Below are 24912 nucleotides of genomic sequence, written 5' to 3' on the forward strand. Positions count from 1 at the left end.
GAGTGCCGCGCCTCTGCTCGGCGAGGGGTGGGGATCAGCGGTCGGGCGCGGCGTACGTCGGTGCCGCGGCCGGCCGGCCTCGGGGTGCGGGCCACGCCCTTGTCCGTATCCGGGCTCATTCGACCTTCGGGGTGATGCGCGCGGGACCCGCCTGCGGATCCGCGCGCAGCTTGTCCTGGAGTTGCCTGCTGCGTTCGGTGAGCTGTTGCGGGCCGCTGAGCGCCGGCACCCCCGACACGCTCTCGCCGGGGGCGGGCGGCGGGTCGTACCGGGTGGGCGCCGTCGCCGCCGTGTAGGCGGTGGCGGCCGTGATCATCGCGGTCAGGCCGAGCGTCGCCCGGGTCCACTGCCGGCCGCGCCGTTCGCCGCCGCCGCGGACCGCCGCCGCCGGGCGCGGGTCGAGCGGGAACGGCGGCCGCAGGGCGACGAGCCGCTCCCGCAGCGCCGCGGACTGCTTCTCCAGGGGTACGTCGGCCAGTTCGGGGATCCGGGCGGCGAGGTCGGCGTGTGCGTGCAGGATGCGGTTGCCGGCGGCGAGGGTGGTGGCCTCCGTCTCGGCGGCGGTGTCGGGCAGGTCGAGGCCGACGCCGTCGTAGAGCAGGACCGTGCGGCGGTGGATCCGGGACAGCGCGAGCAGGGCGTCGAGCAGGATCCGGTCGGCGGGATCGGCGGGGGGCCGGTCGGGTCTGCGGTGGGCGCGCCGGAATTGGTGCCAGGGGGAGAGGGCGTACTCGTACACGACGGCGCGCACCCAGCCCTCCGGGTCCGGGTCGGTGGCCACCTCGGGCCACCGGTCCCAGGCCCGGGTGAAGGACTTGTCCACCGCCTCCAGGGCGAGGGCGCGGCGGGCGGTGAGCAGGTAGGCCTGGAGGGCGAGGGCGGGCGCGGCCCGGTCGTAGAGGGTGTCGAAGGCGTCGGCCGGTCCGGTGAGGGGACGTACGGCCGGCCGGGTGACGGCCGGGGGCGCGGCGCCCCCGGCGGCGGGGGTGTCGGCGGTGGGCGCGGCCCCGTCCGGGGCGGCCGGACCGTCCTCGGCCCCGGTGTCGGCCCCGGATCCGGCACCGGTCCCCGGCGTCACCGCCACCGCCACCAGGACCGGTTCGGCCGGTGCGGCCGGTTCGGCGCGGCCGGCCACGCCGGCCCGGTCCGGCGGCCCGGTCGCGTCCGCGGGCACCGGCAGTGCGGTCAGGCCGTGGAGGAACCGCGCGTACGCGTCGTGCTTGCGCCCGCGCGGGTTCGTGCGCCCGGACTCCCAGTGCCGGACCGTCGCCGCGGTGACGCCCATGGCCGCCGCGACCTCATCGAGCGTCAGTTCCGCGGCTTCGCGCAGTCTTCGGCGCTCGTGCGGGGCGGGCAGGTCCTCGACGCTTCGTGTCATCCCACACTCCCCGCGACCCGGCAGCCCTGAGCAATAAAGTACATAAACGTATATTGGGCGACACCACGGACATTCGCCTGTTACCCGTCCATAGCGCGTGTCGTTGGCACCATGGCGGGGTGACCCAAGTGACCGAACGCGGGACCCGGTTGCCGGCGCCCCCGCGAGCCGGTGTGCGGCGGCGTTCGCCGGCCGCCGCCGCATGCGTGGTGGGCGGCGCCGTGGCGGCCGGACTCGGGCTCGGCTTCCTCGCCGTGCTCGTCATCGTCCTGTGGATCAGTTCCCCCTATCCCGACAGCGGTCCCGGCGGGGCCCTGCACCTCGCGGCCGGGCTGTGGCTGCTCGCCCACGGGACCGAACTGCTGCGGTACGAGACGCTCTCCGGTGTCCCGGCACCCGTTGGTGTGACACCGCTGCTGCTCGTCGCGCTGCCCGTCCTGCTCATGCGGCGGGCCGCCCGGCTGGGCGGTGCCTCGGACGAGGAGGACGAGGAGGTGCTGCCCGCGTCGGCGGTCTTCTCGGCGGTGCTCTGCGGGTACCTCGCCGTCGGGGCGCTGGCCACGGTGTACGCCGCCGGCGGCCCGATGCCGGCCGACCCGATCAGCGCCGCCTGGCACGTCCCGCTCGTCGCCGTCCTGGCCGCGGCCGGCGGGGTGTGGGGGGCCAAGGGGCGGCCGCTGGGCCCGTTGCCGCACTGGCTGCCCGGGGGCGTGCGCAGGGGGTTCGTGCGCCCTCGCTACGCGCTGGCGCTGCGGGCGGGCGCGGGCGGCGCGCTGGTGCTCCTGGGGGGCGGGGCGTTGCTCGTCGGCGCCTCGCTCGCCTGGCACGGAGCCCAGGTCCAGGCCTCCTTCCTGTCCCTCACCGGGGTGTGGTCGGGCCGGTTCGCGGTCCTGCTGCTCGCGCTGGCTCTGATCCCGAACGCCATGGTCTGGGGAGCCGCCTACGCCCTCGGGCCCGGCTTCGCCCTCGGCGCCGAGGTGACGGCCACCCCGCTGGGCTTCGCGGGCGCGCCCGCGCTGCCCCGGTTCCCGCTGCTGGAGGCGCTCCCGGCCGCGGGGCCGGGCACCCCGCTGACCTGGGCCGCCGTGGGCGTGCCGGTGGTCGCGGGGCTGGCGGTGGGCTGGTTCGCGGTGCGCCGGGCGCGCGAGGTCTCGTACGGGGAGACCGCGCTCACCGCGGCCCTGGGCGCGCTGGTGTGCGGCCTGGTGATGGCCGGGCTCGCGGCGACCGCGGCGGGACCGCTGGGCTCGCGGCGGCTGGCCGAGTTCGGGCCCGTGTGGTGGGCCACGGGTGCGGCGGCCTTCGGGTGGACGCTGGTGCTGGCCGTGCCGGTGGCGGTGGGGGTGCACGCGTGGCGCTACCGCCCGGCGGAGGGGCCGGTCGCGGTGGACGCGCAGGCTCCGGTGGGCGACGGCTGGCACGACAGCGGGGTGCGGGAGTTGCGGTGGGAGGTGATGCGGAAGGCGTCGGGGGCGCTGGTTCCGGAGATCCTGCCCGAGCCGGTGCCTCCGGCGGCTGGGGCGGTTCCTGTGGTTCCGGCGGCTCCGGTTGCTCCGGTGGCTGCGGGTGCACCTGCGGTGCGGGCGCGGCGGGCGGTGACCGTGGTGGCGGGGCTGGGGCTGGACCTCGGGCCGCGTCCGGAGCCGGTGGCTCCGCCGGTTCCGCCCGTCCCGCCCGTGGCTCCGCCGGTGACCGGGGTACGGGTGCTCGCCCGGCGGAAGCCGCCCGCCTAGCCGGTGCGGCGCCGTTGCGGGGGCTCTGCCCCCGAACCCCCGCGCCTCAATCGCCGGCGGGGCTTGAGGGGGTGGCGGGGCTTGGGGAGGGGGCTCCGGCGCGGGGCGTGCTTTGGTTACTGGGGGGCCTTCAGGACCTTGCCGACGAAGTTGTCCGGCAGGAGGGTGTTGCACTGGAGCTTCGCCGCCTCGGTGAGGGCGTCGTCGCGGCAGACGTAGAAGTCCTTGTAGGCGAGCTGCAGTGCGTACGAGCTCATGGCCAGCAGGATCGCCAGCGAGGCGGTGACCAGGCCGCTCACCGCCGCCGTGCGCTGCGGGCGGGCCGCCGGGCCCAGGGCGTCCAGGCCCTTCGGGGCACCCGGCTCGCCGGTGGCCGCCGCCGGCTTGCCGCGCAGTGCGCTGATCCCCCAGTACAGGGCGAGCACGCCCAGCAGCAGGCCGACCGAGGGGACCTGGAAGATCCCGAAGAAGAGGCCCCACATGCCCGCCAGCAGCGCGTAGCGGGCGCGGCGCTGGATCGGGTCCGTCGGGTCCCAGCGGGCCGGGCCGCGTTGCCCGTCGGAGTCCCCCGGGCCGTTCCCGTCGCCGTTCCCGCCGTTGTCGCCGCCGCTGCGCGGCTGCCACGGCTGGTCGGGCCGGCCCTCCGGCGGGGCCGCGAAGGGGTTGTCGTCGGTGGGGGAGTCGGGCTGACGGCGGTCCGGCATCGGGTGTGTTACTTCCCCTGTGTCATGGACGTCACGAGGACGTCGAGGCGAGGTGAGGCCAGTTTGCTGCTTGTACGCCTGACGCTACCGCCCGCCCGTCCCCCCGTCCCTCGGGGGCCGTCCGGTGTGCCGGTATCGTTGCAGGCGGTCGGCGGCTTCGTATGGTTCCCCGTATATCGGTACCCCGAAGTTTCGTATGACCACACAAAGACGAACGCCGCAATTCCGCGAGAAAGGGCCTCCCATGGCCGCCTCCCGCCTGGTCGTGCTGGTCTCAGGGTCCGGCACCAACCTCCAGGCCCTGCTCGACGCCATCGACGCCCATCCCGGCGGATCCGAGGGCTTCGGCGCCGTAGTCGTCGCCGTGGGGGCCGACCGGACGGACATCGCCGGCCTGGAACGGGCCGAGAAGGCCGGGATCCCCACCTTCGTCTGCCCGGTGAAGGATTTCGGGAGCCGCGCCGAGTGGGACGCCGCCCTCACCGCGGCGACCGACGCCCACGCGCCCGACCTCGTCGTGTCGGCCGGTTTCATGAAGATCGTGGGCAAGGAGTTCATCGACCGCTTCGGCGGCCGGTTCATCAACACCCACCCCGCCCTCCTCCCCTCCTTCCCCGGGGCGCACGGCGTGCGCGACGCGCTCGCCTACGGCGCGAAGGTCACCGGCTGCACGGTCCACTTCGTGGACAGCGGCGTGGACACCGGTCCGATCATCGCCCAGGGTGTGGTCGAGGTACGGGACGAGGACGACGAAGCCGCTCTCCATGAGCGCATCAAGGAAGTCGAGCGACAGCTGCTCGTCGATGTCGTGGGGCGCCTGGCCCGGCACGGCTACCGCATTGAGGGACGAAAGGTAACAATCCAGTGACCGCCGCAGACACCGCAGCGAGCAACGACCCGACCACGACCCAGCGGCCGATCCGGCGTGCGCTCATCAGCGTCTACGACAAGACGGGACTGGAAGAGCTGGCCCTCGGCCTGCACGGGGCGGGCGTCGCGCTCGTCTCCACCGGCTCCACCGCCTCGAAGATCGCCGCCGCCGGGGTGCCCGTCACCAAGGTGGAGGAGCTGACCGGTTTCCCCGAGTGCCTCGACGGCCGGGTCAAGACCCTGCACCCGCGCGTGCACGCCGGCATCCTCGCCGACCTGCGCCTGGAGGATCACCGCAACCAGCTCGCCGAGCTGGGTGTGGAGCCCTTCGACCTCGTCGTCGTCAACCTGTACCCCTTCGAGGCCACCGTCCGGTCGGGTGCCACCGAGGACGAGTGCGTCGAGCAGATCGACATCGGCGGTCCGTCGATGGTCCGCGCCGCCGCCAAGAACCACCCGTCGGTCGCCGTGGTCACCAGCCCCGAGCGGTACGCCGACGTCATCGCCGCGGCCCAGGGCGGCGGTTTCGACCTCACCGCCCGCAAGCGGCTGGCGGCCGAGGCCTTCCAGCACACGGCCGCCTACGACGTGGCCGTCGCCTCCTGGTTCACGAACGCGTACGCCCCGGAGGGCGGGGAGGGCGTGCTCCCCGAGTTCCTCGCCGGCGCCTGGGAGCGCAAGTCCACCCTGCGCTACGGCGAGAACCCGCACCAGGCCGCCGCCCTCTACACGGACGGGCAGCCGGGCGGGCTCGCCAACGCCGAGCAGCTGCACGGCAAGGAGATGTCCTTCAACAACTACGTGGACACCGAGGCCGCGCGGCGCGCCGCCTACGACCACGAAGAGCCGTGTGTGGCGATCATCAAGCACGCCAACCCGTGCGGCATCGCCGTCGGCGCGGACGTCGCCGCCGCCCACCGCAAGGCGCACGCCTGCGACCCGCTGTCGGCGTTCGGCGGCGTCATCGCCGTCAACCGCCCGGTGACCGTCGAGCTCGCCGAACAGGTCGCGGAGATCTTCACCGAGGTCATCGCCGCCCCCGGCTACGAGGACGGCGCGGTCGAGATCCTCGCCAAGAAGAAGAACATCCGCGTCCTGAAGGTCGACGGCACCCCGCACCAGCCGGGTGACCTCAAGCCCATCTCGGGCGGCGTGCTGCTCCAGCAGAGCGACCTCTTCCAGGCCGAGGGCGACGACCCGGCCAACTGGACGCTGGCCACCGGCGAGGCCCTGTCCCCGGCGGAGCTCGCGGAGCTGTCCTTCGCGTGGCGCGCCTGCCGGGCCGTCAAGTCGAACGCGATCCTGCTCGCCAAGGACGGCGCCTCGGTCGGCGTCGGCATGGGCCAGGTCAACCGCGTCGACTCGGCGAAGCTCGCCGTCGAGCGGGCCGGCGCCGAGCGCGCGCAGGGCTCGTACGCCGCGTCCGACGCCTTCTTCCCCTTCCCGGACGGCCTGGAGATCCTGACCGCCGCGGGCATCAAGGCCGTGGTCCAGCCGGGTGGTTCGGTCCGTGACGAGCAGGTCGTCGAGGCGGCGCAGAAGGCCGGCGTGACGATGTACTTCACCGGGACCCGCCACTTCTTCCACTGAGTCCGGTGAGTCCGGCTCACCCCGGCGACGGCGAAGGCCGCGACCCGCACTGCGGGTCGCGGCCTTCGCCGTGTGCGGAAGGGGCGGCTCAGTACTGGGGGCGGCGGAAGTAGTCCCCGGCCTTGGCCAGACCGATGATGATCGTGAGGCCGAGGGCGAGGGAGATCACGGACGGCAGCACGGAGATGGCGGTGAGGCCGCCGGAGCCCGTGGTGTGCTCGCTCGCGCCGAGCGCGACCAGGTTCACCAGGATGCCGAGCACGGCGAAGAGGGTCTGCAGCGAGCCGTAGATGATGCCGGAGACGCGTACGCCGCCGCGGCCCTTGCCCATCTTGGCCGCGGTCAGGATGGGCCACAGGGCGAAGCCGATGAACAGCAGGCCCAGGATGACGCCCGCGGTGCCCGCGACGGCGCCCGCGTCCTCGGCGGAGGAGCTGGAGGAGTCCGAGAGGGCCGCGCCCAGCACGGCGCCGCCGATGATGACGAACAGGCCGCCCAGTGCCTGCAGGGCGCCCATGACGAAGAGGATGACGCGCGCGGCCTTCGCCCCGCCCGGCATCTCCATGTGCGCGCCCGGGTAGCCGCCCGGACCGCCGGGGTAGCCGCCCGGACCGCCCGGGTATCCGGCGGGGCCGCCTGGGTAGGCCTGCGGTGCCTGCTGCGGGTAGGCGTAGCCGCCGCCCTGCGGCGGGATGCCCTGGGGGGCCTGCTGCGGGTAGCCGTAGCCGGGCTGGCCCTGCGGCTGCTGTCCGTACGGATTGTGCGGGTCGCCGAAACTCATCTGGGGTGTTCCTCCGTGGAAGTGCGGGGACGCACGGCAATGAGCGCGGAGGAATCCTGCACGGTGCGGTCCGCCCCCCGGCACTGCCCGCGGCACTCAGTCGTTTCATCGTGGTCCGATCGGCGAGGCCTTGTCCAGTTGGTCGGCATGCGGCCGGTCACTTGTTGTGCAAGTGCAATGAACCCTGCGGTCACGCGAGCACCTTGACTGGAACCCGGGCCACCTCATCCGGGAGGATGGGGGCATGACCGCCCAGATTCTCGATGGCAAGGCCACCGCGGCCGCGATCAAGTCCGAACTGACCGCCCGTGTGGCGGCCCTGAAGGCCCGGGGCATCACCCCCGGCCTCGGCACCCTGCTCGTCGGCGACGATCCGGGCAGCCGCTGGTACGTCAACGGCAAGCACAAGGACTGTGCCGAGGTCGGCATCGCCTCCATCCAGCGCGAACTGCCCGCGACGGCCTCCCAGGAGGACATCGAGGAGGTCGTGCGGGAGCTCAACGCCAACCCGCAGTGCACGGGCTACATCGTCCAACTCCCGCTCCCCAAGGGCATCGACACCAACCGGGTCCTGGAGCTGATGGACCCGCTGAAGGACGCCGACGGCCTGCACCCGACCTCCCTGGGCCGGCTCGTGCTGAACGAGCCGGGCCCGCTGCCCTGCACCCCGTACGGGATCGTCGAACTGCTGCGCCACCACGGCGTCGAGATCAACGGCGCGCACGTCGTCGTCCTCGGCCGCGGGATCACCGTCGGCCGGTCCATCGGCCTGCTGCTGACCCGCAAGTCCGAGAACGCCACCGTCACGCTGTGCCACACCGGTACGCGCGACCTCTCCGGGCTGCTGCGCCAGGCGGACATCATCGTCGCCGCGGCCGGCGTCCCCCACCTGGTCAAGCCCGAGGACGTGAAGCCGGGCGCGGCCGTGCTCGACGTGGGCGTCAGCCGCGACGAGAACGGCAAGATCGTCGGCGACGTGCACCCCGGCGTCGCCGAGGTGGCCCAGTGGATCTCGCCGAACCCCGGCGGGGTCGGCCCGATGACCCGCGCCCAGCTGCTCGTCAACGTCGTCGAGGCGGCGGAGCGGACCGGCAGTGCGCACTGACCCGGGCGCCGAGCACGTGAACGGGAGCGGCGCGGCCAAGTCCCGCCGCTTCCCGTCCGTCACGCGGGACACGGCCCGCCCCGAGGGCAGCGGCCGTGCCGTCCCGGGGGCCGTGTCCACGCCCGCCCGCCAGTGGCCGATGCTCAGCGTGCTCGCCGCGACCGCGGTGGGCCTGCTGATCACGGCCCTGGGGCAGGCGAAGATCGGCTGCCTGGTGATCGGCGTGGCCCTGATCGCCGCGTCGGTGCTGCGGCGGGTGCTGCCCTCGGTGGGGATGCTCGCGGTGCGCTCCCGCTTCACCGACATGATCATGTACGGGCTGCTGGGCGTGGCGATCACGCTGCTCGCGCTGGTGATGGCCCCGAGGCCGTGGCTGGACCTGCCCTTCGTGGAGGGCGCGGTCCGCTTCACCGTGCGCTGAGCACCGCCAGCGCGGCCGCGACGGCCGGACGGGTCTCTGTGCCCGACCGGATGAGGACGTCCAGCGTGCGCCCCGCTCCCGGCAGCTGCCGTACGGCGGTGCCGGGCGGCGGGGCGTCGCACAGCAGTCCCGGCAGGATCGAGACGGCCTGCCCGGTGGCGACCAGCCACAGCCCGGAGCGCAGGTCGGCGCACTCGTGCGCGATCCGCGGGGTGAACCCGGCGTTCCGGCAGGCGTGCAGGAGCATCTCGCGGCAGCTGCTCGGGGCCGGGGCGGACACCCAGTCGGCGTCCCGCAGCGCCGCGAGCCCGTCCCGCTCGTAGGCGGGCAGCAGCGCCCGCGGCAGCGCGAGGCACAGCGGGTCCTCGAAGAGCGGCACCGCCGTGGTCCCGGGCGCGGGCGGGGTGCCGAGCAGCGGGTAGGCGTAGGTCACCGCGAGGTCGAGGCGGCGTCCGCGCAGCAGCGGCAGGGCCTCCTCGGGGTCGGCCTGCACGATCCGCGGGCGCAGCCGGGGGTGGCGTACGGCGAGTTCGGCGACGAGCGGCGCGGCCACCGTGGCCAGCGCGCTCGGGGCGCAGCCCACGGTCAGCTCCCCGCTCGGCTCGGTGTCGAGGGCCCGGACCGACGCCTCGGCCCGCTCCAGGGCCGCGAGGACCGGTTCGCAGGCGGCGGCCAGCGCCGCGCCGGCGGCGGTGAGCCGCAGGCCGCGCCCGTCCCGTTCGACGAGGGCGGCCCCGGCCTCGGCCTCCAGGGCGCGCAGCTGCTGGGAGACGGCGGAGGGGGTCACTCCGTGCAGGTCCGCGACGGCGGTCACCCGCGCGTGTTCCGCCAGGTCCCGAAGGATGATCATCCGCTTCACATCGAGCATGAGTTCATCTTAAGGATCGATGTAGAAGAGGTAGCTGGACTTCACAATCGCGGCGCGTGATGCTCGACGGCATGAACGCGAAGAAGAAGGTCGTGCTGATCGGAGCGAACGGGACCCTCGGCCGGGCCGTCCACCGGGCCCTGGACGAGCGGGGGCACCAGGTCGTCACCGCCTCCCGCAAGAACGCCGACGTCCTCGTCGACATCACCGACCCGGAGTCCGTCGGGTCCCTGTACGAGCAGCTGGCCGAGCGGTTCGGCGGGGTCGACGCCGTGGCGAGCGCGGCCGGCAGCGTGCCGTGGCGCCCCCTCGCCGAACTGACCACCGCCGACATCCGCGGCGGCCTGGAGGGCAAGGCCGTCAGCCAGATCGAGCTGGTCCGCCAGGGCGTCGCACACCTGCCCGCGCACGCCTCGTACACCCTGATCACCGGCATCCTCACCCGCGAGCCCCTGCTCACCGGGTCGGTGGCCTCCCTCGTCAACGGCGCCGTCGAGGCCTTCGTGCGCGCCGCCGCCATCGAACTGCCGGGCCGCCAGCGCATCAACGCCGTCAGCCCCACCGTCTTCGAGGAGTCCCTCGACGTGTACGGGGACGCCTTCGCGGGATTCGACGCCGTACCGGTGGCCCGCGCGGCGAACGCCTACGTCAAGTCGATCGAGGGCCACCGGACGGGCCAGATCTTCCGGGTCGAATAGAAGTCCGCGGACCGACCGGGCCTTCGAAACACCGGAGCCGTGTGCCGCGCACCACAGGGACCCGGGGGTTGGGCCGCGCCCGGGTCGGATAGCCTGACCGCGGATGTCTCTTCACGTCAAGATTTACAGGGGAGCGGCGTCCTCCAGCACATGGGGCAGGGACGCCCCACCGCCAGCTGTCTAACGGAGAAGGCCATGACCCGCACTCCTGTGAATGTCACCGTCACCGGCGCCGCCGGCCAGATCGGCTACGCGCTGCTCTTCCGTATCGCGTCCGGTCACCTGCTCGGCGCGGACGTGCCGGTCAAGCTCCGGCTCCTGGAGATCCCCCAGGGCATGAAGGCCGCCGAGGGCACCGCCATGGAGCTCGACGACTGCGCCTTCCCGCTGCTCGCCGGCATCGACATCTTCGACGACCCGAACAAGGGCTTCGAGGGCGCCAACGTCGCGCTGCTCGTCGGCGCCCGTCCGCGCACCGCGGGCATGGAGCGCGGCGACCTGCTCGCGGCCAACGGCGGCATCTTCAAGCCGCAGGGCCAGGCCATCAACGCGCACGCCGCGGACGACATCAAGGTCCTGGTCGTGGGCAACCCGGCCAACACCAACGCGCTCATCGCGCAGGCCTCCGCCCCGGACGTACCGGCCGAGCGCTTCACCGCGATGACCCGCCTGGACCACAACCGCGCGATCTCGCAGCTGGCCGCCAAGACCGGTGCCGCCGTCTCCGACATCAAGCGCCTGACGATCTGGGGCAACCACTCGGCGACCCAGTACCCGGACATCTTCCACGCGGAGATCGCCGGCAAGAACGCCGCCGAGGTCGTCAGCGACCAGGCGTGGCTCGCCGACACCTTCATCCCGACCGTCGCCAAGCGCGGTGCCGCGATCATCGACGCCCGTGGCGCGTCCTCCGCCGCCTCGGCCGCCAACGCCGCCATCGACCACGTGCACACCTGGGTCAACGGCACCGCCGAGGGCGACTGGACCTCGATGGGCATCCCGTCCGACGGCTCCTACGGCGTCCCGGCCGGTCTGATCTCCTCCTTCCCCGTCACCTGCAAGGACGGCAAGTACGAGATCGTCCAGGGCCTGGACGTCAACGAGTTCTCCCGCGCCCGCATCGACGCCTCCGTCCAGGAGCTGTCGGAGGAGCGCGACGCGGTCCGCGAGCTCGGCCTGATCTGATCCACCGCTCCTCGCCGAGCGGCGCGGACACCTCCGCCACCTCGGCAAGCAGTACGCACCGAAGCGCCCCGGCCCCACCAGGCCGGGGCGCTTTGGCGTGATTCCGCCTGTCGAACCGTGTAGGGGAAACCTAAAGTCGGGCGGTGACCGAGAGCCCGATCCCCCGTCAGCCGACGGGCGGCCCCCAGGACGAACCCCAGGACGACCCCCGAGGCGGACGTCCCCCCGTCGACCCGGCGATCAGCGAGGCCGGCCGCTTCCTGTGCGCCGGCACCTACCTCGACGCCGGATACCGCGACCGCGTCATCGAGGAGCTGTACGTCCACGAGGAGCGCATCGTCGCGCCCTCCTACGGGTTCGACGCCTCGCGCGTCCTCGCCCACGCCCTGCGCGCCCGCCGCGCCGAACTCGGCTGGGCCCTGGGCATACTCGGCGCCTGGTTCGCCGGGTCCCTCCTCACGGGCGGCGCCCTCGCGGTGCTGCTCGTCCCGTTCCTGCTGCTGAGCCTCGCGGGCTGGCTCCGGGCCCGGTCGGGGCTGCTGCCGCGGCTGCTGTCCCTCGTCGTGCGGATCTACGCCTGGTGGAACCTCGCCGTCATCGTGATCCTCGTGCTCGGGATCTGGCTGGCCCTGCTCGGTGCCTTCGGCGACGAGGACGACGGCCCGGCCGCGATCGGCGGGCTGCTCCTCTCGGGGGGCATCGGCGGCCCGGCCGCCGGATTCGTCCTCGGGTGGGTGCCGGCCGTCTTCGCCGCGGTCGTCACCGTCGTCGGGCTCCAGCGCGGCCACGTCGCCCGGACCATCGCGGGCGATCTCAACCGCGACCGGTACGCCCACCGCTCGGCCGACCCCGCGGAGGCGGAGCAGGGCGTACGGTTCGCCCGCGTACGGCAGCGGATCCTCCACGAGCAGCACTCGCCGATGATCATGTACGACATCAACGACCCGTTCGTCGGCGCCGGCGACCCGTACCGCCCCTGGCAGGTCTCCTTCGAGCTGCGTCCCCGCGAGGACCTCGAACCCGGCCGCGAACCGGAGCAGCTCACCAACGCCCGCATCGTGGCGGGGATCGTGCCCCTGCTGGAGCGGCTGCGGGTGCCCTCGCAGCACGGGTCCCCGCAGGCCGAGGCCGCCGTACTGGACCGGCTGCGCGAGCTGGTCGTGGACAGCTGCGTGTTCCTGCCGGGCGGGGGCCTGGGCCACCGCGACGAAGGCCCGCACCTGCGCGCCGACTTCGAGGCCCACCGGGCGGCCGCCGTCGAGGAGGGCGGCGAGCGCCGCCGGTACTTCCTGCGCGTCCGCGTCGGCGGCTGGGACGAGAACGTCGTCGTCACCGTGTTCGTACGGGTCCACACCCAGGGCGGGATGATGATGGTGGAGGTCGCGCCGCACGTGCTGCTGCCCGTCCACGTCGCCTTCCACAACGCGGACGCGGACGCCCACCGCTACCTGAACAACAGCCGCTTCGGGAAGGCGGTCTGGGCCCTGCGGCACACGCCCGGCTCCTTCACGGCCTCCCTCGTCACCCTGGGCCGAGGCGTCGCGAGCTGGTGGCGGATCGCCTCCGGCGGCCATGGCGGCGCCCGCCCGGAGGGGCCGCGCGCCTCGGTGCGCGAACTCGCCGCGCAGGACAACGGCTCGCTGTTCCACCTCATGGACCTCGACCGCTATCTGAAAACCATTCAGGACCGGATCGTCGCCGGCATTACCGTCGTCCTGCACGAGAACGGCTGGTACACCGAGGCCTTCGCGCGGCGCGCCGACGTCCACATCAACGCGACCTTCGGCGACGTGAGCCACAGCGCGATCAGCATCGGCGGCAGCGGGAACCACAACAGCACGCACAGGGGGAGCCATGGCAACGGATGACGCGGGCGGACGGGAGCCCGCCGTGCGGATCGGCAGCATCCACGGCAGCGCGGTCAGCGTCGGCGGTTCGAACAACACGAACACGGTCCACCAGGGCGGTACGGGAGCGGCCGCACCCGGCGCGGCCGAACTGCTGGAGGCGGTGCTCTCCCTGCGCGAGGCGCTCGTGCGGGAGGCTCCCCGCGGCGCCGAGCGGACCGCGCTGGACGCCGAACTGGACGGGGCCGCCGAGCAGCTGGAGGGCGCGGAGACGATCCGGCCCGGCGTGGTCACCCGGCTGCGCGAGGCGCTGCAGCGGTGGGCCCCGCTCGTGGAGACGGTGAGCGCGGCCGCTGCCCTGGGCAGCCTGCTCGGCGCGCTGGGAGGCTGATCCGTGGCTCCTGCGCAGCCGCCGTCCGGACCGCGCCGCTGGGACGCGCAGGCGCAGCGCTGGGTGGTGGACCAGGCCCCGGCCGGGCCCGCGCCGGGTGCGCCAACGGGCACCGCGCCGGGCGCGGCCCCGGGTCTCCCGCCGCTCCCGCCGCAGCCGCCGACCGCGCCCGCGGCGTACGACCCGCTCGGGCCGGGTGCCCACGCGCCGCCGCCCCCGTACGGGGTGCCGACCGTGCCGGCGCCGCCCGGGCCCCGGGCAGCCCCCGGCAAGGTGGCCGGCCGGTGGCTGACCCCGGCGACGGCGGGCGTCGCCGTCGCCTCCGTCGCGATCGGCGCCGCCGCCGTGTGGTTCCTGGCCCGGGACACGGGTGACGCGGACCGCGCGGGGGAGAAGAACGGGACGGTCACCTCCGGCGCACCGACGGCGACCGGCGGGCAGACGTCCACGGCGAGCGGCCCGCCGACCACGGACGCCGGCCCGACCGGGACGCCCACCCCGGTCCCGACCGGCACCGCGGCCGGGGCGGGGGCCCACGAGACCCGGCGGGACGCGGCGGGCTTCACCCTCGCCGTCCCGGCGGGCTGGGCGCGCGAGGAGGTCAAGGAGGGGGTGTTCTACCGGTCGCCCGACCGGGCGGCGCTGATCCAGGTGTTCCGGGTGTCGGAGCCGGACCTCAGCCCGCTCGACGCGGTCAAGCAGGCCTCCACCTACCTGAGGAACGGCACCCGGGGGTACGAGGAGATCGGCGTCGGGCCCGTCCCCGGCGTTCCCGGTGCGGCCGAGCTCGTCTACCAGTACGACAGCGAGGAGTCGCGCGGGGTGCGGCGCGGGGTCGAACGGGTCTTCCTCGCGGCGGACGGAACCACATGGGCGGTGCTGACCGCCGGCCCGGCCGCCGAGTGGCAGGTCACGCAGGACCACCATGCGGCGGCCCTGGCGGCGTTCCGCCCGACGGGCTGACCGGGCCGACCGGGCCGACCGGGCTGACCGGGCCGACCGGCCGGGCCCGGCCGGTCGGCCCGGGGCTCCGGTCAGGCCTTGTACATGCCCGGCTTGTAGTGGCCCGGCACCATGCGGGTGGTGACGCCGATGCGGTTCCACACGTTGATCGTCGCGATGACGGCGATCAGCTGGGCCAGCTCGCGCTCCTCGAAGTGCGCCGCGGCCTTCTCGAACACCTCGTCGGGCACGAAGCCGTCCGTCAGGACCGTGACGGCCTCGGTGAACTCGATCGCGGCGAGCTCCTTCTCCGTGTAGAAGTGCCGCGACTCCTCCCAGGCGCTCAGCTGCACGATCCGCTCCACGCTCTCACCGGCGGCGATGGCGTCCTTGGTGTGCATGTCGAGGCAGAAGGCGCAGTGGTTGACCTGCGAGGCGCGGATCTTGACGAGCTCGACGAGGGACGGATCCAGGCCCTTCTTCGAGGCGATCTCCAGGGCCAGGACGGCCTTGTAGACCTCGGGGGCGAGCTTCGCCATGTGCATGCGCGGGGTGTGCTCGGGGGCGTGGTCGTGGGGGTGGGTGTGGGTCTGCAGGTTTTCCGCGGTGGTGGTCATGTGTTCCACCGTAGGAGGCAGGCGGCCCGCCGATATGGTCCATATCCATGACGGATTCCTGGGCCACTTTCGGTGCCGACCTGCATCTGGACCTCTCGGCCGGGCGCGGCCTGCGGGCCGGGCTCACCGAGGCGCTGCGCGAGGCCGCGCGCAGCGGCCGGCTGGCGGCCGGCACCCGACTGCCGTCGTCCCGCACCCTCGCGGCCGACCTGGGCATCGCCCGGAACACGGTCGCCGAGGCGTACGCCGAGCTCGTCGCCGAGGGCTGGCTCACGGCCCGGCAGGGCTCCGGGACCCGGGTCGCCGAACGGGCGCGCCCGCGCCGCCCCGCGACCGCCGCCCCCGTACGGCGCCCCGAGCGTGCCGGGCCCGCGTACAGCCTGATCCCCGGCACCCCCGACCTGGGCGGTTTCCCCCGCGCGGCCTGGCTGGCGGCGGCCCGGCGGGCGCTGACCGCCGCCCCGAACGAGGCCTTCGGCTACGCCACCGACGGGCGCGGCCGCATCGAGCTGCGGCAGTCGCTGGCGGGGTACCTGGCGCGGGCGCGCGGGGTGTACGCCGACCCGGACCGGATCGTGCTGTGCGCGGGGTTCCTGCACGGGCTGAAACTGCTCGCGGCGGTGCTGCGGGCGCGGCGGGTGCGGGAGGTGGCCGTGGAGGGGTACGGCCTGGACTTCCACCGGGACGAGCTGGTGCGGGCGGGGCTGCGGACCAGGCCGCTGGGGGTGGACGGCGAAGGGGCCCGTACGGGGGAGCTGACCGCGGCGGCGGGCGCGGTGCTGCTGACCCCGGCCCACCAGTTCCCGACGGGTGTGGCCCTGACCCCGGGCCGCCGTGCGGCCGCGGTCGACTGGGCCCGGACGACCGGCGGGCTGATCCTGGAGGACGACTACGACGGGGAGTTCCGCTACGACAGGCAACCGGTGGGAGCCCTGCAGGGGCTCGACCCCGACCGGGTCGTGTACCTCGGCACGGCCAGCAAGTCCCTCGCACCGGGGCTGCGGATGGGCTGGCTGGTGCTCCCGCCCGGCCTGGTGGAGGAGGTGACCGCCGCGAAGGGGTACACGGACTGGACCTCCGGCACACCGGACCAGCTGACCCTGGCGGAGTTCATCGAATCCGGGGCGTACGACCGGCACGTGCGCGGGATGCGGCTGCGCTACCGGCGGCGGCGCGACGAGCTGGTGGCGGCGGTGGCCGGCCGGGTGACGGGCGTCTCGGGCATCGCGGCGGGCCTGCACGCGGTGCTGGACCTCCCGGCGGGCACGGAGCGGTCGGTGCTGCAGTCGGCCGCCTGGCACGACCTGGCCCTGCACGGCCTGTCCGCCTTCCGCCATCCGCAGGCCGAGGTCGCACCTCGGGACGCGCTGGTCGTCGGCTACGGGACGCCCTCGGACAGCGCCTGGTCCCCGACCCTCGCTGCACTGGCCGCCGCGCTGCCGTGACGGCTCCGCCGGGGGAGGCGGCGCCGAGCCCCCCGCACCGGTGCGGCAGGCGGGAAACCGGGCTCCACTCAGCCGAGTGGTGGTGCCGGGGCCGCGGGCGACTTCGGTTCGCCGAAGCGGGACAGGGCCAGGGAGCCGGCGACCGCCACCGCGAAGCCCGTCACCGCCAGCCACGTCAGGCCCTCCCGGGTGCGGTCCCCGAGCCAGACCACGCCCACCACCGCCGGGCCGATCGTCTCGCCGAGCACCAGGCCCGCCGTCGCGACCGTCACCGAGCCGCGCGCCAGTGCCGAGGTGAGGAGCAGGAACCCGGCCGCCCCGCCCAGCAGGAGCGCGTACAGGGCCGGATTGGCGAAGTCCCACACCGAGTCGATGAGCCGCACCGAGACCTCCACCACGCCGAAGCCCGTGCCCGACCCCAGACCGAGCACCAGTGCCCGCGGCCCGTCGGGCAGCCCGCCCGCGACCGCGCCGACGGCCAGCACCAGCACCGCCACGCCCAGCAGCCCCAGCTTCAGCGCGAGCGAGCCCTTGCCCGCGCCCTCCTCGCCCGAGGCGAGCCCCAGCATCAGCAGCCCCAGGCACACCACGCCCACCGCGCCCCACTCCGCCCGGGACAGCCGCACCGCCATGAGCCGCGACGCGACCACCGCCGTCACGGCCAGACTGGCGGCCAGCGCCGCCCCGACCACGTAGATCGGCACGTGCCGCAGCGCGATGATCTGCAGGACGAATCCGGCGCCGTCCAGGCCGAGGCCCAGCACGTAGCGCCACTGCCGTGCGGCCCGCAGGAGCAGCGCCGCGTCCACCCCGGACCCGCTGCCGGGCTCCACCGCCCGTGTCGCGACGGCCTGCAGAACGGACGCCGTACCGAAGCACACCGCGGCACCCAGCGCGCAAATCATCCCAATCAGCACGAACTGACTCTAGGTCACGGATCTCACGGCGGCCGGATTCCATCGGCCGGGGAGCCCGCTCTAGTCTGTCGGGAGCACGCCAGGCCCCAGGGGAGCAGCAGACATGGACATCAGCAGCACCAACCAGCGCCGCATGCGCTCCGGCGCCGTCGCCCTCGGAGGCATGGGCCTGCTCGCGGCCACCCTCGTGGCCTGCGGCAGCAGCGACGAACCGGACCGGCGCTGCGCGTCCCGCTCCACGCTGGACCACCTGAACAGCAAGGAGTGCAAGACCGGCGGGACCGGCGCGTACTACTACGGCGGCCACGTCAGCAAGGGCAAGGTCACCGGCGGCAGCTTCGACAAGTCCGCCGTCACCCGCGGCGGCATCGGCGGCCACTCCAGCTCCAGCGGCGGCTGATCACACGATGCAGCGGCACACCATCGAGCCCCGGCCCGGCTGGCAGAAGACGGTCGAGGAGCAGGGGCTGATCTACCCCCTCACCCGCTACCCCGACGACTCGCTGCGCCCCTACTGGGACGAGAGCGCCTACTACTCCTTCTCCCTCCCCGAGGTCGAGGCGCTGGAGAACGTCGTCGAGGAACTGCACGCCATGTGCCTGGCCGCGGCCGCGCACATCGTCGAGCACGACCGCTTCGCCGACCTCGGCATCACCGACCCGGGGCTCGCCGCGCTGATCGCCGAGTCCTGGAACCGCCGGGCCGAGCAGCCGTCCCTCTACGGCCGGTTCGACCTGCGCTACGACGGCTCCGGCAGCCCGGCCAAGATGCTGGAGTACAACGCCGACACCCCCACCTCCCTGGTGGAGGCGGCCAGCCCGCAGTGGTTCTGGATGGAGGAGCGGTTCCCCGGCGCCGACCAGTGGAACTCCCTCCACGAGCGCCTCGTCGACGCCTGGCGCCGCCAGGCGGAGCTGCTGGCGCCCGGACCGCTGCACTTCGCGCACTCCGAGACCGACGAGCTCGGCGAGGACCTGATGACGGTCGCCTACCTCCAGGAGACCGCCGACCAGGCCGGCCTGCAGACGCACGCCCTGTCCGTGGAGCAGATCGGCTGGGACAGCCTGTCCGGCCGCTTCGTCGACGAGAAGCTCCGCTTCATCCGCAGCTGCTTCAAGCTCTACCCGTGGGAGTGGCTGGCCACGGACGAGTTCGGCCCGCAGGTCCTCGGCACCTACGACCACGGCGGCGGCTCCGGCACCACCTGCTGGATCGAGCCGCTGTGGAAGATGCTGCTCTCCAACAAGGCACTGCTCGCCATCCTGTGGGAACTCTTCCCGGAGCACCCGAACCTGCTGCCCGCCTACCTCGACGGGCCGCGCGAGCTGGCGGAGCCCGGATCGGCCGGCTACGCGGCCAAGCCGCTGCTCGGCCGCGAGGGCGCGGGCGTCACCCTGCACGGGCCGGGCCCGGACGGCGAGCCGTTCGCACCGGAGTCGGGGGAGCGGTACGTCTTCCAGGGGCTGGCCCCGCTGCCCGACTTCGACGGCAACCGGGTGGTGCTCGGCGCGTGGGTCGTCGAGGACGAGGCGGCGGGGCTCGGCATCCGCGAATCGGCGGGGCCGGTCACGGACGAGTACGCCCGCTTCCTGCCCCACGTCATCCTCTGAATCCTCCGCGTGCTCGGCGCGTCCTACGCGCCGAGCACCGACCGGAGCTGGTCCAGGCCCCAGTCCAGGTCCTCCTTGGTGATCACCAGCGGCGGGGCGATCCGGATCGTCGAGCCGTGGGTGTCCTTCACGAGCACCCCGAGCTCCATCAGCTTCTCGGAGATCTCCCGGCCCGTACCGCGGGAGGGGTCGATGTCGACGCCCGCCCACAGTCCGCGGCCGCGGACGGCGGTCACGGCGCCCCCGCCGACGAGCAGGTTCAGCTCGCGGTGGAGGTGGTCGCCCAGTTCGGTGGCACGCTGCTGGAACTCGCCGGTCCGCAGCATCGCGATCACCTCCAGGGCGACGGCGCACGCGAGCGGGTTCCCGCCGAAGGTGGACCCGTGCTGGCCGGGCCCGATCACCCCCAGCACGTCCCGGTCGGCGATCACCGCCGACACCGGCACCACGCCGCCGCCGAGCGCCTTGCCGAGGATGTAGACGTCCGGGACGACCCCCTCGTGCTCGCAGGCGAAGGTCCGGCCGGTCCGGCCGAGGCCCGACTGGATCTCGTCGGCCATGAAGAGGACGTTCCGCTCGCGGGTCAGCTCCCGTACGCCGGCCAGGTACCCGGCGGGCGGCACCAGCACCCCCGCCTCGCCCTGGATCGGCTCCAGCAGCACGGCCACGGTGTTCTCGGTGACGGCGTGCGACAGCGCGGTGAGGTCCCCGTACGGGACGATCTCGAAGCCCGGCGTGTAGGGGCCGAAGTGGTCGCGGGCGTCGTGGTCCGTCGAGAAGGAGACGATCGTCGTGGTCCGGCCGTGGAAGTTGTCGGCGGCCACCACGATCTTGGCGTGCCCGTCCGGGACGCCCTTGACCTCGTAGCCCCACTTGCGGGCGGTCTTCACCGCCGTCTCCACGGCCTCCGCGCCGGTGTTCATGGGCAGCACCATCTCCTTGCCGCACAGCGCGGCTAGTTCGGCGCAGAAGTCGGCGAACCGGTCGTGGTGGAAGGCGCGCGAGGTGAGCGTGACCCGCTCCAGCTGCTCCCGCGCGGCGTCGATCAGACGGCGGTTGCCGTGCCCGAAGTTGAGCGCGGAGTACCCGGCGAGCATGTCGAGGTATCTGCGGCCCTCCACGTCGGTCATCCACGCGCCTTCCGCGGACGCGACGACGACGGGCAGCGGGTGGTAGTTGTGCGCGCTGTGCGCGTCGGCGGAGCGGATGGCATCAGCTGTTGTCGACACGGGGTCTCCGATCGTCCGTCTGGCCGGTGAAGCGGTGACGAGGGTGGCGTCACCTTCTTATCGTCGCTCGTATCCCGGACGCAGAAACCTCTTCCGTGACGCGCCCGCTAAGGTGTTCGGTACGCACGGCGACTGGCGTACGGAGAACCAACTCCGGGGGAGTCGTGCGCGCTCGACCGCATACAGGGCCGCTCGCCTGGGCCTCGCGGGGTACCGATCACATCGACCCCGGAGGAGCCCGCCGTGTCCGCGAGCCGCCATCCCGCCCTGTCCGCGACCGATCCCGAACTGGCGTCCCACGTCGCCGCGGAGGAAGTCCTCCAGGCGCAGACCCTGCGCCTGATCCCCAGCGAGAACTACGTGTCCGCGGCCGTCCTCGAAGCCTCCGGCACCGTGCTGCAGAACAAGTACAGCGAGGGCTACCCCGGCCGCCGCTACTACGAGGGCCAGCAGAACATCGACCGGGTCGAGGCCCTGGCGGTCGAGCGGGCCAAGGGCCTGTTCGGCGTGGACCACGCCAACGTGCAGCCGTACTCGGGCTCCCCGGCCAACCTGGCCGTCTACCTGGCCTTCGCGCGGCCCGGCGACACGGTCATGGGCATGGCCCTGCCGATGGGCGGCCACCTGACGCACGGCTGGGGCGTCTCGGCGACGGGCTCGTGGTTCCGCGGCGTGCAGTACGGCGTCCGCGCCGACACCGGCGAGATCGACTACGACGCGGTGCGCGAGCTGGCCCTCGCGGAGCGGCCCAAGGTGATCTTCTGCGGCGGCACCGCCCTGCCGAGGACCATCGACTTCGCCGCCTTCGCGGAGATCGCGCGCGAGGCGGGATCGGTCCTGGTCGCGGACGTCGCCCACATCGCCGGCCTGATCGCGGGCGGCGCCCACCCGTCCCCGGCGGGGCACGTGGACGTCATCTCCACCACGACCCACAAGACCCTGCGCGGTCCGCGCGGCGCGATGCTGATGTGCCGCGAGGAGCACGCGAAGGCGATCGACAAGGCCGTCTTCCCCGGCCTGCAGGGCGGTCCGCACAACCAGACCACGGCCGGCATCGCGGTGGCGCTGCACGAGGCGGCGCAGCCGTCCTTCGTCCGGTACGCGCACGCGGTCGTCGCCAATGCCAAGGCGCTGGCCGCGGCGCTCCTGGAGCGGGGCTTCGACCTGGTCTCGGGCGGTACGGACAACCACCTGATCCTGATCGACCTGACGGGCAAGGAGGTGCCGGGCAAGGTCGCGGCCAAGGCCCTGGACCGGGCGGGGATCGTCGTGAACTACAACACGGTCCCGTTCGACCCGCGCAAGCCGTTCGACCCGTCGGGCATCCGGATCGGCACGCCGTCGCTGACGTCGCGCGGGCTGTCCGCGGAGCACATGCCGGTCGTCGCCGACTGGATCTCGCGCGCGGTGGACGCCGCCGCCAAGGGCGACGAGCAGGCCCTCGCCGTGATCCGCGCGGAGGTACGGGACCTGATGGCCGCCTTCCCGGCCCCGGGCCTGCCACTGTCCTGACCTGCGGCGCCGTTGCCGGGGGTCCGCCCCGGACCCCGCGCCTCGAACGCCGGCGCGGCTGGATCTTCCAGCCCGCCCGGCGTTCGAGGGCGTTCCCCGGCCGGAGGCACGAGGTGCGGGTCGGATCCGGCCGACGGCGGGCACGGGCCCGCCCCCGCACCTGAGAGAATGGAGCCATGGCTTCTGATCGTCCTCGCGCGCTCTCCGGCATCCAGCCCACCTCCGGTTCGTTCCACCTCGGGAACTACCTCGGAGCCATCCGCCAGTACGTCGCCCTGCAGGAGACGCACGACGCGTTCTACATGGTCGTCGACCTGCACGCGATCACCATGCCCCAGGATCCGAAGGACCTGCGCGCGAACACCCGCCTCTCCGCCGCGCAGCTGCTGGCCGCCGGCCTGGACCCCGAGCGCTGCACGCTCTTCATCCAGAGCCACGTCCCCGAGCACGCGCAGCTCGGCTGGGTGATGAACTGCATCACCGGCTTCGGCGAGGCCAGCCGGATGACCCAGTTCAAGGACAAGTCCGCCAAGGGCGGCGTCAACAGCGCCAGCGTCGGCCTGTTCACGTACCCGATCCTCCAGGTCGCCGACATCCTGCTCTACCAGGCGAACGCCGTCCCGGTCGGCGAGGACCAGCGCCAGCACATCGAGCTGACCCGCGACCTGGCCGAGCGCTTCAACCAGCGCTTCGGCCCCACCTTCACCCTTCCGCAGGCGCACATCGTCAAGGAGGTCGCGAAGATCTACGACCTCCAGGACCCGGCGATCAAGATGTCGAAGTCGGCGTCGTCGCCCAAGGGCCTGATCAACCTCCTCGACGAGGCCAAGGTCACCGAGAAGAAGATCAAGAGCGCGGTCACCGACACCGAGGCCGAGATCCGGTTCGACACCGAGAAGAAGCCCGGCGTCAGCAACCTGCTCACGATCTACTCCACCCTCACGGGCGAGTCGATCCCGGCCCTGGAGGAGCGGTACGTCGGCAAGGGCTACGGCGCGCTGAAGACGGACCTGGCCGGCGTGATGGTCGATTTCGTCACACCCTTCAAGCAGCGCACCCAGGAGTACCTGGACGACCCGGAGACGCTGGACTCCATCCTGGCCAAGGGCGCGGAGAAGGCCCGCGCCGTCGCCGCGGAGACGCTCGCGCAGGCCTACGACCGCCTGGGTCTGCTGCCCGCCAAGCACTGACGAACGCAACTACGGAAAGTCCGCTCTGGCACGAAGTGGGGTCCTGGCCCCACACTGGGGCGGCAGGAGTCCACAGGCCCAGCAGAGGAGAGATACGTGGGGACCGTAACGCTCGGCGTTTCGATCGCGGTCCCGGAGCCTTACGGCAGCGAGCTCCAGCAGCTGCGCGCGGGCTTCGGGGACGCCGCCGCGCACGGCATCCCCACGCACGTCACCCTCGTACCGCCGACCGAGGTGGAGGCGGACCGGCTCCCGGCGATCCGGGCCCACCTCACCGAGGTCGCCGCCTCCTTCCCCGCCTTCCCGATGCGGCTGAGCGGGACGGGAACCTTCCGGCCCGTCTCGCCGGTCGTCTTCGTGCAGATCGTCGAGGGCGCCGAGGGCTGCACCCGGCTCCAGGGCGAGGTCCGCGACCCCGCCGGGCCGCTCAGCCGCGAGCTGGCCTTCCCGTACCACCCCCATGTCACCGTCGCCCACGGGATCTCCGAGGCGGAGATGGACGTGGCGTTCGCGACGCTGGCCGAGTACGCCGCCGAGTGGGTCTGCGCCGGGTTCGCCCTCTACGAGCAGGGCTCCGACGGGGTCTGGCGCAAGCTGCGTGAATACCCTTTCGGGAGCGGGCCCATAGGCGTCCCGGCGCAGCCGGGCTCGCCCGTCGACCAGACCGCCGAGGCGGCGGGGGCGACCGTACGTCCTTCCTGACGGAGGGGGCGCAGGGTCAGCCGGGCGGTACGCCGGGCGCGGAACCTCAGCCTTCGCAGGACGAGGGTGTGGAACGGACGCCCCGTCGAGGGCGCTGGGCGAAAAGTCACAATCGACGACCGTAGTCCCTGAAAGCGACAATCCCGGCTATTTCCGGCGCCTCATTTACGGTGACCCCATGGACTGGCTGACGAAACTCCCGGTGATCGGGCCGCTGGCGGCCCGTCTGATGCGGACGCACGCGTGGCGCTCGTACGAACGCCTCGACCGCGTGCACTGGACCCGGCTGGCCGCCGCGATCACCTTCATCAGCTTCCTCGCGCTCTTCCCCCTGATCACCGTGGCGGCGGCGGTCGGGGCGGCGCTGCTCAGCCCCGAGCAGCTGGACCGGCTGGAGAAGAACCTCGCCGAACAGGTCCCCGGCATCTCCGACCAGCTCGACATCAACGGGCTCGTCGCGAACGCGGCCACGATCGGCCTCGTCGCCGGCGCCCTGCTCCTCCTCACCGGCATCGGCTGGGTGGGCTCGATGCGGGACTGCCTGCGCGCCGTGTGGGACAAGGACGACGAGGACGACGGCAATCCGATCGTCCGCAAGGGCAAGGACGGGCTCGTCCTGCTCGGCCTCGGCGGGGTGGGCCTGGTCTCCGCCGCTGCCTCGATCCTCGGGGCCAGCGCCGTGGGGAAGTCCGCCGACTGGCTCGGCATCCCGCGCGAGGGCCCGGGCGGCGCGCTGCTGCGCGCCTTCGCGTTCCTGGTCGGCGTGGTGGCGGCCTTCCTGGTGCTGCTCTACCTCCTGACCCTGCTCCCGGGGGTCGAACCGCCCAGGGGCCGCCTGATCCAGGCGGCGCTGATCGGCGCGGCCGGCTTCGAGCTGCTGAAACTGCTGCTCAGCGGCTATATGCGGGGGGTTGCGGCGAAGAGCATGTACGGGGCCTTCGGCGTGCCGATCGCCCTGCTGCTCTGGATCAACTTCATGGCGAAGCTGCTGCTGTACGTCTCCGCCTGGACGGCCACCCGCGACGACGACGGCGCCGCTGCGGGTGACGGCGAGGGTGCCGGAGATCCCCCGGCGGGCGGCGAGGCGCGCGCGAGCACGGGAGGGACCGCGTAGGAGCCGTGGGGGGGCCCCCCCCCCCCCCCGGGGGGGCCCCGACACCCCGGGCGCGCCCACAAG

At 73.5% G+C, this 24912-nt stretch carries 24 protein-coding genes and 1 riboswitch; of the genes, 17 read left to right on the forward strand and 7 right to left on the reverse strand.

Annotated elements, in window-relative coordinates:
• Nucleotides 1-115: 115 nt before the first annotated feature.
• Entirely contained in the window at nucleotides 116-1378 is a 1263-nt protein-coding gene (locus AB0O53_RS37380) for a helix-turn-helix domain-containing protein (RefSeq protein ID WP_365201607.1), read from the reverse strand.
• A 119-nt stretch (nucleotides 1379-1497) separates the two neighbouring features.
• On the opposite strand from AB0O53_RS37380, the gene AB0O53_RS37385 reads away from it, so the two are divergent.
• The gene (locus AB0O53_RS37385) at nucleotides 1498-3111 is read left to right on the forward strand and encodes a cell division protein PerM (RefSeq protein ID WP_365201610.1); all 1614 of its coding nucleotides are present in this window, start codon (nucleotides 1498-1500) and stop codon (nucleotides 3109-3111) included.
• 116 nt (nucleotides 3112-3227) lie between these two features.
• Here AB0O53_RS37385 and AB0O53_RS37390 read toward each other — a convergent pair whose 3' ends face one another.
• Complete coding sequence (locus AB0O53_RS37390; protein ID WP_350992708.1) at nucleotides 3228-3815, reverse strand: hypothetical protein; 588 nt, start codon at nucleotides 3813-3815, stop codon at nucleotides 3228-3230.
• Between the two features lie 244 nt (nucleotides 3816-4059).
• Between AB0O53_RS37390 and purN the strand changes: the two genes are divergently transcribed.
• Nucleotides 4060-4683 (forward strand): phosphoribosylglycinamide formyltransferase, encoded by a 624-nt coding sequence (gene purN / locus AB0O53_RS37395; protein WP_350992706.1) that lies wholly within the window; start codon nucleotides 4060-4062, stop codon nucleotides 4681-4683.
• Entirely contained in the window at nucleotides 4680-6275 is a 1596-nt protein-coding gene (gene purH, locus AB0O53_RS37400) for a bifunctional phosphoribosylaminoimidazolecarboxamide formyltransferase/IMP cyclohydrolase (protein ID WP_350992704.1), read from the forward strand. The genes purN and purH overlap by 4 nt, the downstream gene beginning before the upstream one ends.
• An 88-nt stretch (nucleotides 6276-6363) precedes the next feature.
• Here purH and AB0O53_RS37405 read toward each other — a convergent pair whose 3' ends face one another.
• Complete coding sequence (locus AB0O53_RS37405; protein ID WP_350992702.1) at nucleotides 6364-7056, reverse strand: hypothetical protein; 693 nt, start codon at nucleotides 7054-7056, stop codon at nucleotides 6364-6366.
• Between the two features lie 244 nt (nucleotides 7057-7300).
• Here AB0O53_RS37405 and AB0O53_RS37410 point away from each other — a divergent pair, with 244 nt between their 5' ends.
• The gene (locus tag AB0O53_RS37410) at nucleotides 7301-8161 is read left to right on the forward strand and encodes a bifunctional methylenetetrahydrofolate dehydrogenase/methenyltetrahydrofolate cyclohydrolase (protein ID WP_350992700.1); all 861 of its coding nucleotides are present in this window, start codon (nucleotides 7301-7303) and stop codon (nucleotides 8159-8161) included.
• On the forward strand, nucleotides 8151-8582 hold the full coding sequence (locus tag AB0O53_RS37415) for a DUF3017 domain-containing protein (RefSeq protein WP_350992698.1): 432 nt from the start codon (nucleotides 8151-8153) through the stop codon (nucleotides 8580-8582). Before AB0O53_RS37410 ends, AB0O53_RS37415 begins: the two co-directional genes overlap by 11 nt.
• Here AB0O53_RS37415 and AB0O53_RS37420 read toward each other — a convergent pair.
• The gene (locus AB0O53_RS37420; RefSeq protein ID WP_350992696.1) at nucleotides 8569-9450 is read right to left on the reverse strand and encodes a LysR family transcriptional regulator; all 882 of its coding nucleotides are present in this window, start codon (nucleotides 9448-9450) and stop codon (nucleotides 8569-8571) included. The two genes, AB0O53_RS37415 and AB0O53_RS37420, sit on opposite strands and share 14 nt — an antisense overlap.
• Before the next feature lie 71 nt (nucleotides 9451-9521).
• Between AB0O53_RS37420 and AB0O53_RS37425 the strand changes: the two genes are divergently transcribed.
• The 5 genes from AB0O53_RS37425 (at nucleotide 9522) to AB0O53_RS37445 (ending at nucleotide 14534) form a co-directional block, all read left to right on the forward strand.
• Entirely contained in the window at nucleotides 9522-10148 is a 627-nt protein-coding gene (locus AB0O53_RS37425) for a short chain dehydrogenase (RefSeq protein WP_350992694.1), read from the forward strand.
• 195 nt (nucleotides 10149-10343) lie between these two features.
• A complete protein-coding gene (locus AB0O53_RS37430) occupies nucleotides 10344-11333 on the forward strand; it encodes a malate dehydrogenase (protein WP_350992692.1) in 990 nt (329 codons plus the stop codon).
• Between the two features lie 143 nt (nucleotides 11334-11476).
• The gene (locus tag AB0O53_RS37435) at nucleotides 11477-13201 is read left to right on the forward strand and encodes an AbeC-like domain-containing protein (protein ID WP_350992690.1); all 1725 of its coding nucleotides are present in this window, start codon (nucleotides 11477-11479) and stop codon (nucleotides 13199-13201) included.
• Nucleotides 13188-13571, forward strand: a complete 384-nt coding sequence (locus AB0O53_RS37440) for a hypothetical protein (RefSeq protein ID WP_350992688.1) — start codon at nucleotides 13188-13190, stop codon at nucleotides 13569-13571. The genes AB0O53_RS37435 and AB0O53_RS37440 overlap by 14 nt, the downstream gene beginning before the upstream one ends.
• A gap of 3 nt (nucleotides 13572-13574) precedes the next feature.
• Entirely contained in the window at nucleotides 13575-14534 is a 960-nt protein-coding gene (locus AB0O53_RS37445) for a serine/threonine kinase C-terminal domain-containing protein (RefSeq protein ID WP_365201617.1), read from the forward strand.
• A 71-nt stretch (nucleotides 14535-14605) separates the two neighbouring features.
• Here AB0O53_RS37445 and AB0O53_RS37450 read toward each other — a convergent pair whose 3' ends face one another.
• Nucleotides 14606-15130, reverse strand: a complete 525-nt coding sequence (locus tag AB0O53_RS37450; RefSeq protein ID WP_350992684.1) for a carboxymuconolactone decarboxylase family protein — start codon at nucleotides 15128-15130, stop codon at nucleotides 14606-14608.
• Between the two features lie 47 nt (nucleotides 15131-15177).
• On the opposite strand from AB0O53_RS37450, the gene pdxR reads away from it, so the two are divergent.
• Nucleotides 15178-16575 (forward strand): MocR-like pyridoxine biosynthesis transcription factor PdxR, encoded by a 1398-nt coding sequence (pdxR, locus tag AB0O53_RS37455; protein WP_365201620.1) that lies wholly within the window; start codon nucleotides 15178-15180, stop codon nucleotides 16573-16575.
• Between the two features lie 68 nt (nucleotides 16576-16643).
• On the opposite strand, the gene AB0O53_RS37460 is transcribed toward pdxR, so the two are convergent.
• On the reverse strand, nucleotides 16644-17480 hold the full coding sequence (locus tag AB0O53_RS37460; protein ID WP_403139412.1) for a DMT family protein: 837 nt from the start codon (nucleotides 17478-17480) through the stop codon (nucleotides 16644-16646).
• 115 nt (nucleotides 17481-17595) lie between these two features.
• Here AB0O53_RS37460 and AB0O53_RS37465 point away from each other — a divergent pair, with 115 nt between their 5' ends.
• Both AB0O53_RS37465 and AB0O53_RS37470 read left to right on the forward strand, forming a co-directional pair.
• Nucleotides 17596-17892, forward strand: coding sequence for a hypothetical protein (locus AB0O53_RS37465; protein ID WP_350992680.1), 297 nt, complete (start codon nucleotides 17596-17598; stop codon nucleotides 17890-17892).
• Nucleotides 17893-17899: 7 nt separating this feature from the next.
• A complete protein-coding gene (locus AB0O53_RS37470; RefSeq protein ID WP_365201623.1) occupies nucleotides 17900-19102 on the forward strand; it encodes a glutathionylspermidine synthase family protein in 1203 nt (400 codons plus the stop codon).
• Between the two features lie 23 nt (nucleotides 19103-19125).
• Here the strand turns inward: AB0O53_RS37470 and rocD are convergent, their stop codons facing one another.
• Nucleotides 19126-20331 carry an ornithine--oxo-acid transaminase gene (gene rocD, locus AB0O53_RS37475; RefSeq protein WP_350992676.1) on the reverse strand — a complete coding sequence of 402 codons (1206 nt, stop codon included), beginning with the start codon at nucleotides 20329-20331 and terminating at the stop codon, nucleotides 19126-19128.
• A gap of 118 nt (nucleotides 20332-20449) precedes the next feature.
• A riboswitch (ZMP/ZTP riboswitch) is annotated at nucleotides 20450-20540 on the forward strand.
• A 34-nt stretch (nucleotides 20541-20574) separates the two neighbouring features.
• Between rocD and glyA the strand changes: the two genes are divergently transcribed.
• The 4 genes from glyA (at nucleotide 20575) to AB0O53_RS37495 (ending at nucleotide 24849) form a co-directional block, all read left to right on the forward strand.
• Complete coding sequence (gene glyA / locus AB0O53_RS37480) at nucleotides 20575-21843, forward strand: serine hydroxymethyltransferase (RefSeq protein WP_350992674.1); 1269 nt, start codon at nucleotides 20575-20577, stop codon at nucleotides 21841-21843.
• A 176-nt stretch (nucleotides 21844-22019) separates the two neighbouring features.
• The gene (gene trpS / locus AB0O53_RS37485; RefSeq protein WP_350992672.1) at nucleotides 22020-23033 is read left to right on the forward strand and encodes a tryptophan--tRNA ligase; all 1014 of its coding nucleotides are present in this window, start codon (nucleotides 22020-22022) and stop codon (nucleotides 23031-23033) included.
• Nucleotides 23034-23129: 96 nt separating this feature from the next.
• Nucleotides 23130-23735, forward strand: coding sequence for a 2'-5' RNA ligase family protein (locus AB0O53_RS37490; RefSeq protein ID WP_350992670.1), 606 nt, complete (start codon nucleotides 23130-23132; stop codon nucleotides 23733-23735).
• A gap of 178 nt (nucleotides 23736-23913) precedes the next feature.
• The gene (locus AB0O53_RS37495; RefSeq protein WP_365201627.1) at nucleotides 23914-24849 is read left to right on the forward strand and encodes a YihY/virulence factor BrkB family protein; all 936 of its coding nucleotides are present in this window, start codon (nucleotides 23914-23916) and stop codon (nucleotides 24847-24849) included.
• The last annotated feature ends 63 nt before the right edge of the window (nucleotides 24850-24912 follow it).

Origin of the sequence: Streptomyces erythrochromogenes (assembly GCF_040684695.1) — a bacterium.
Taxonomy (GTDB): domain Bacteria; phylum Actinomycetota; class Actinomycetes; order Streptomycetales; family Streptomycetaceae; genus Streptomyces; species Streptomyces erythrochromogenes_C.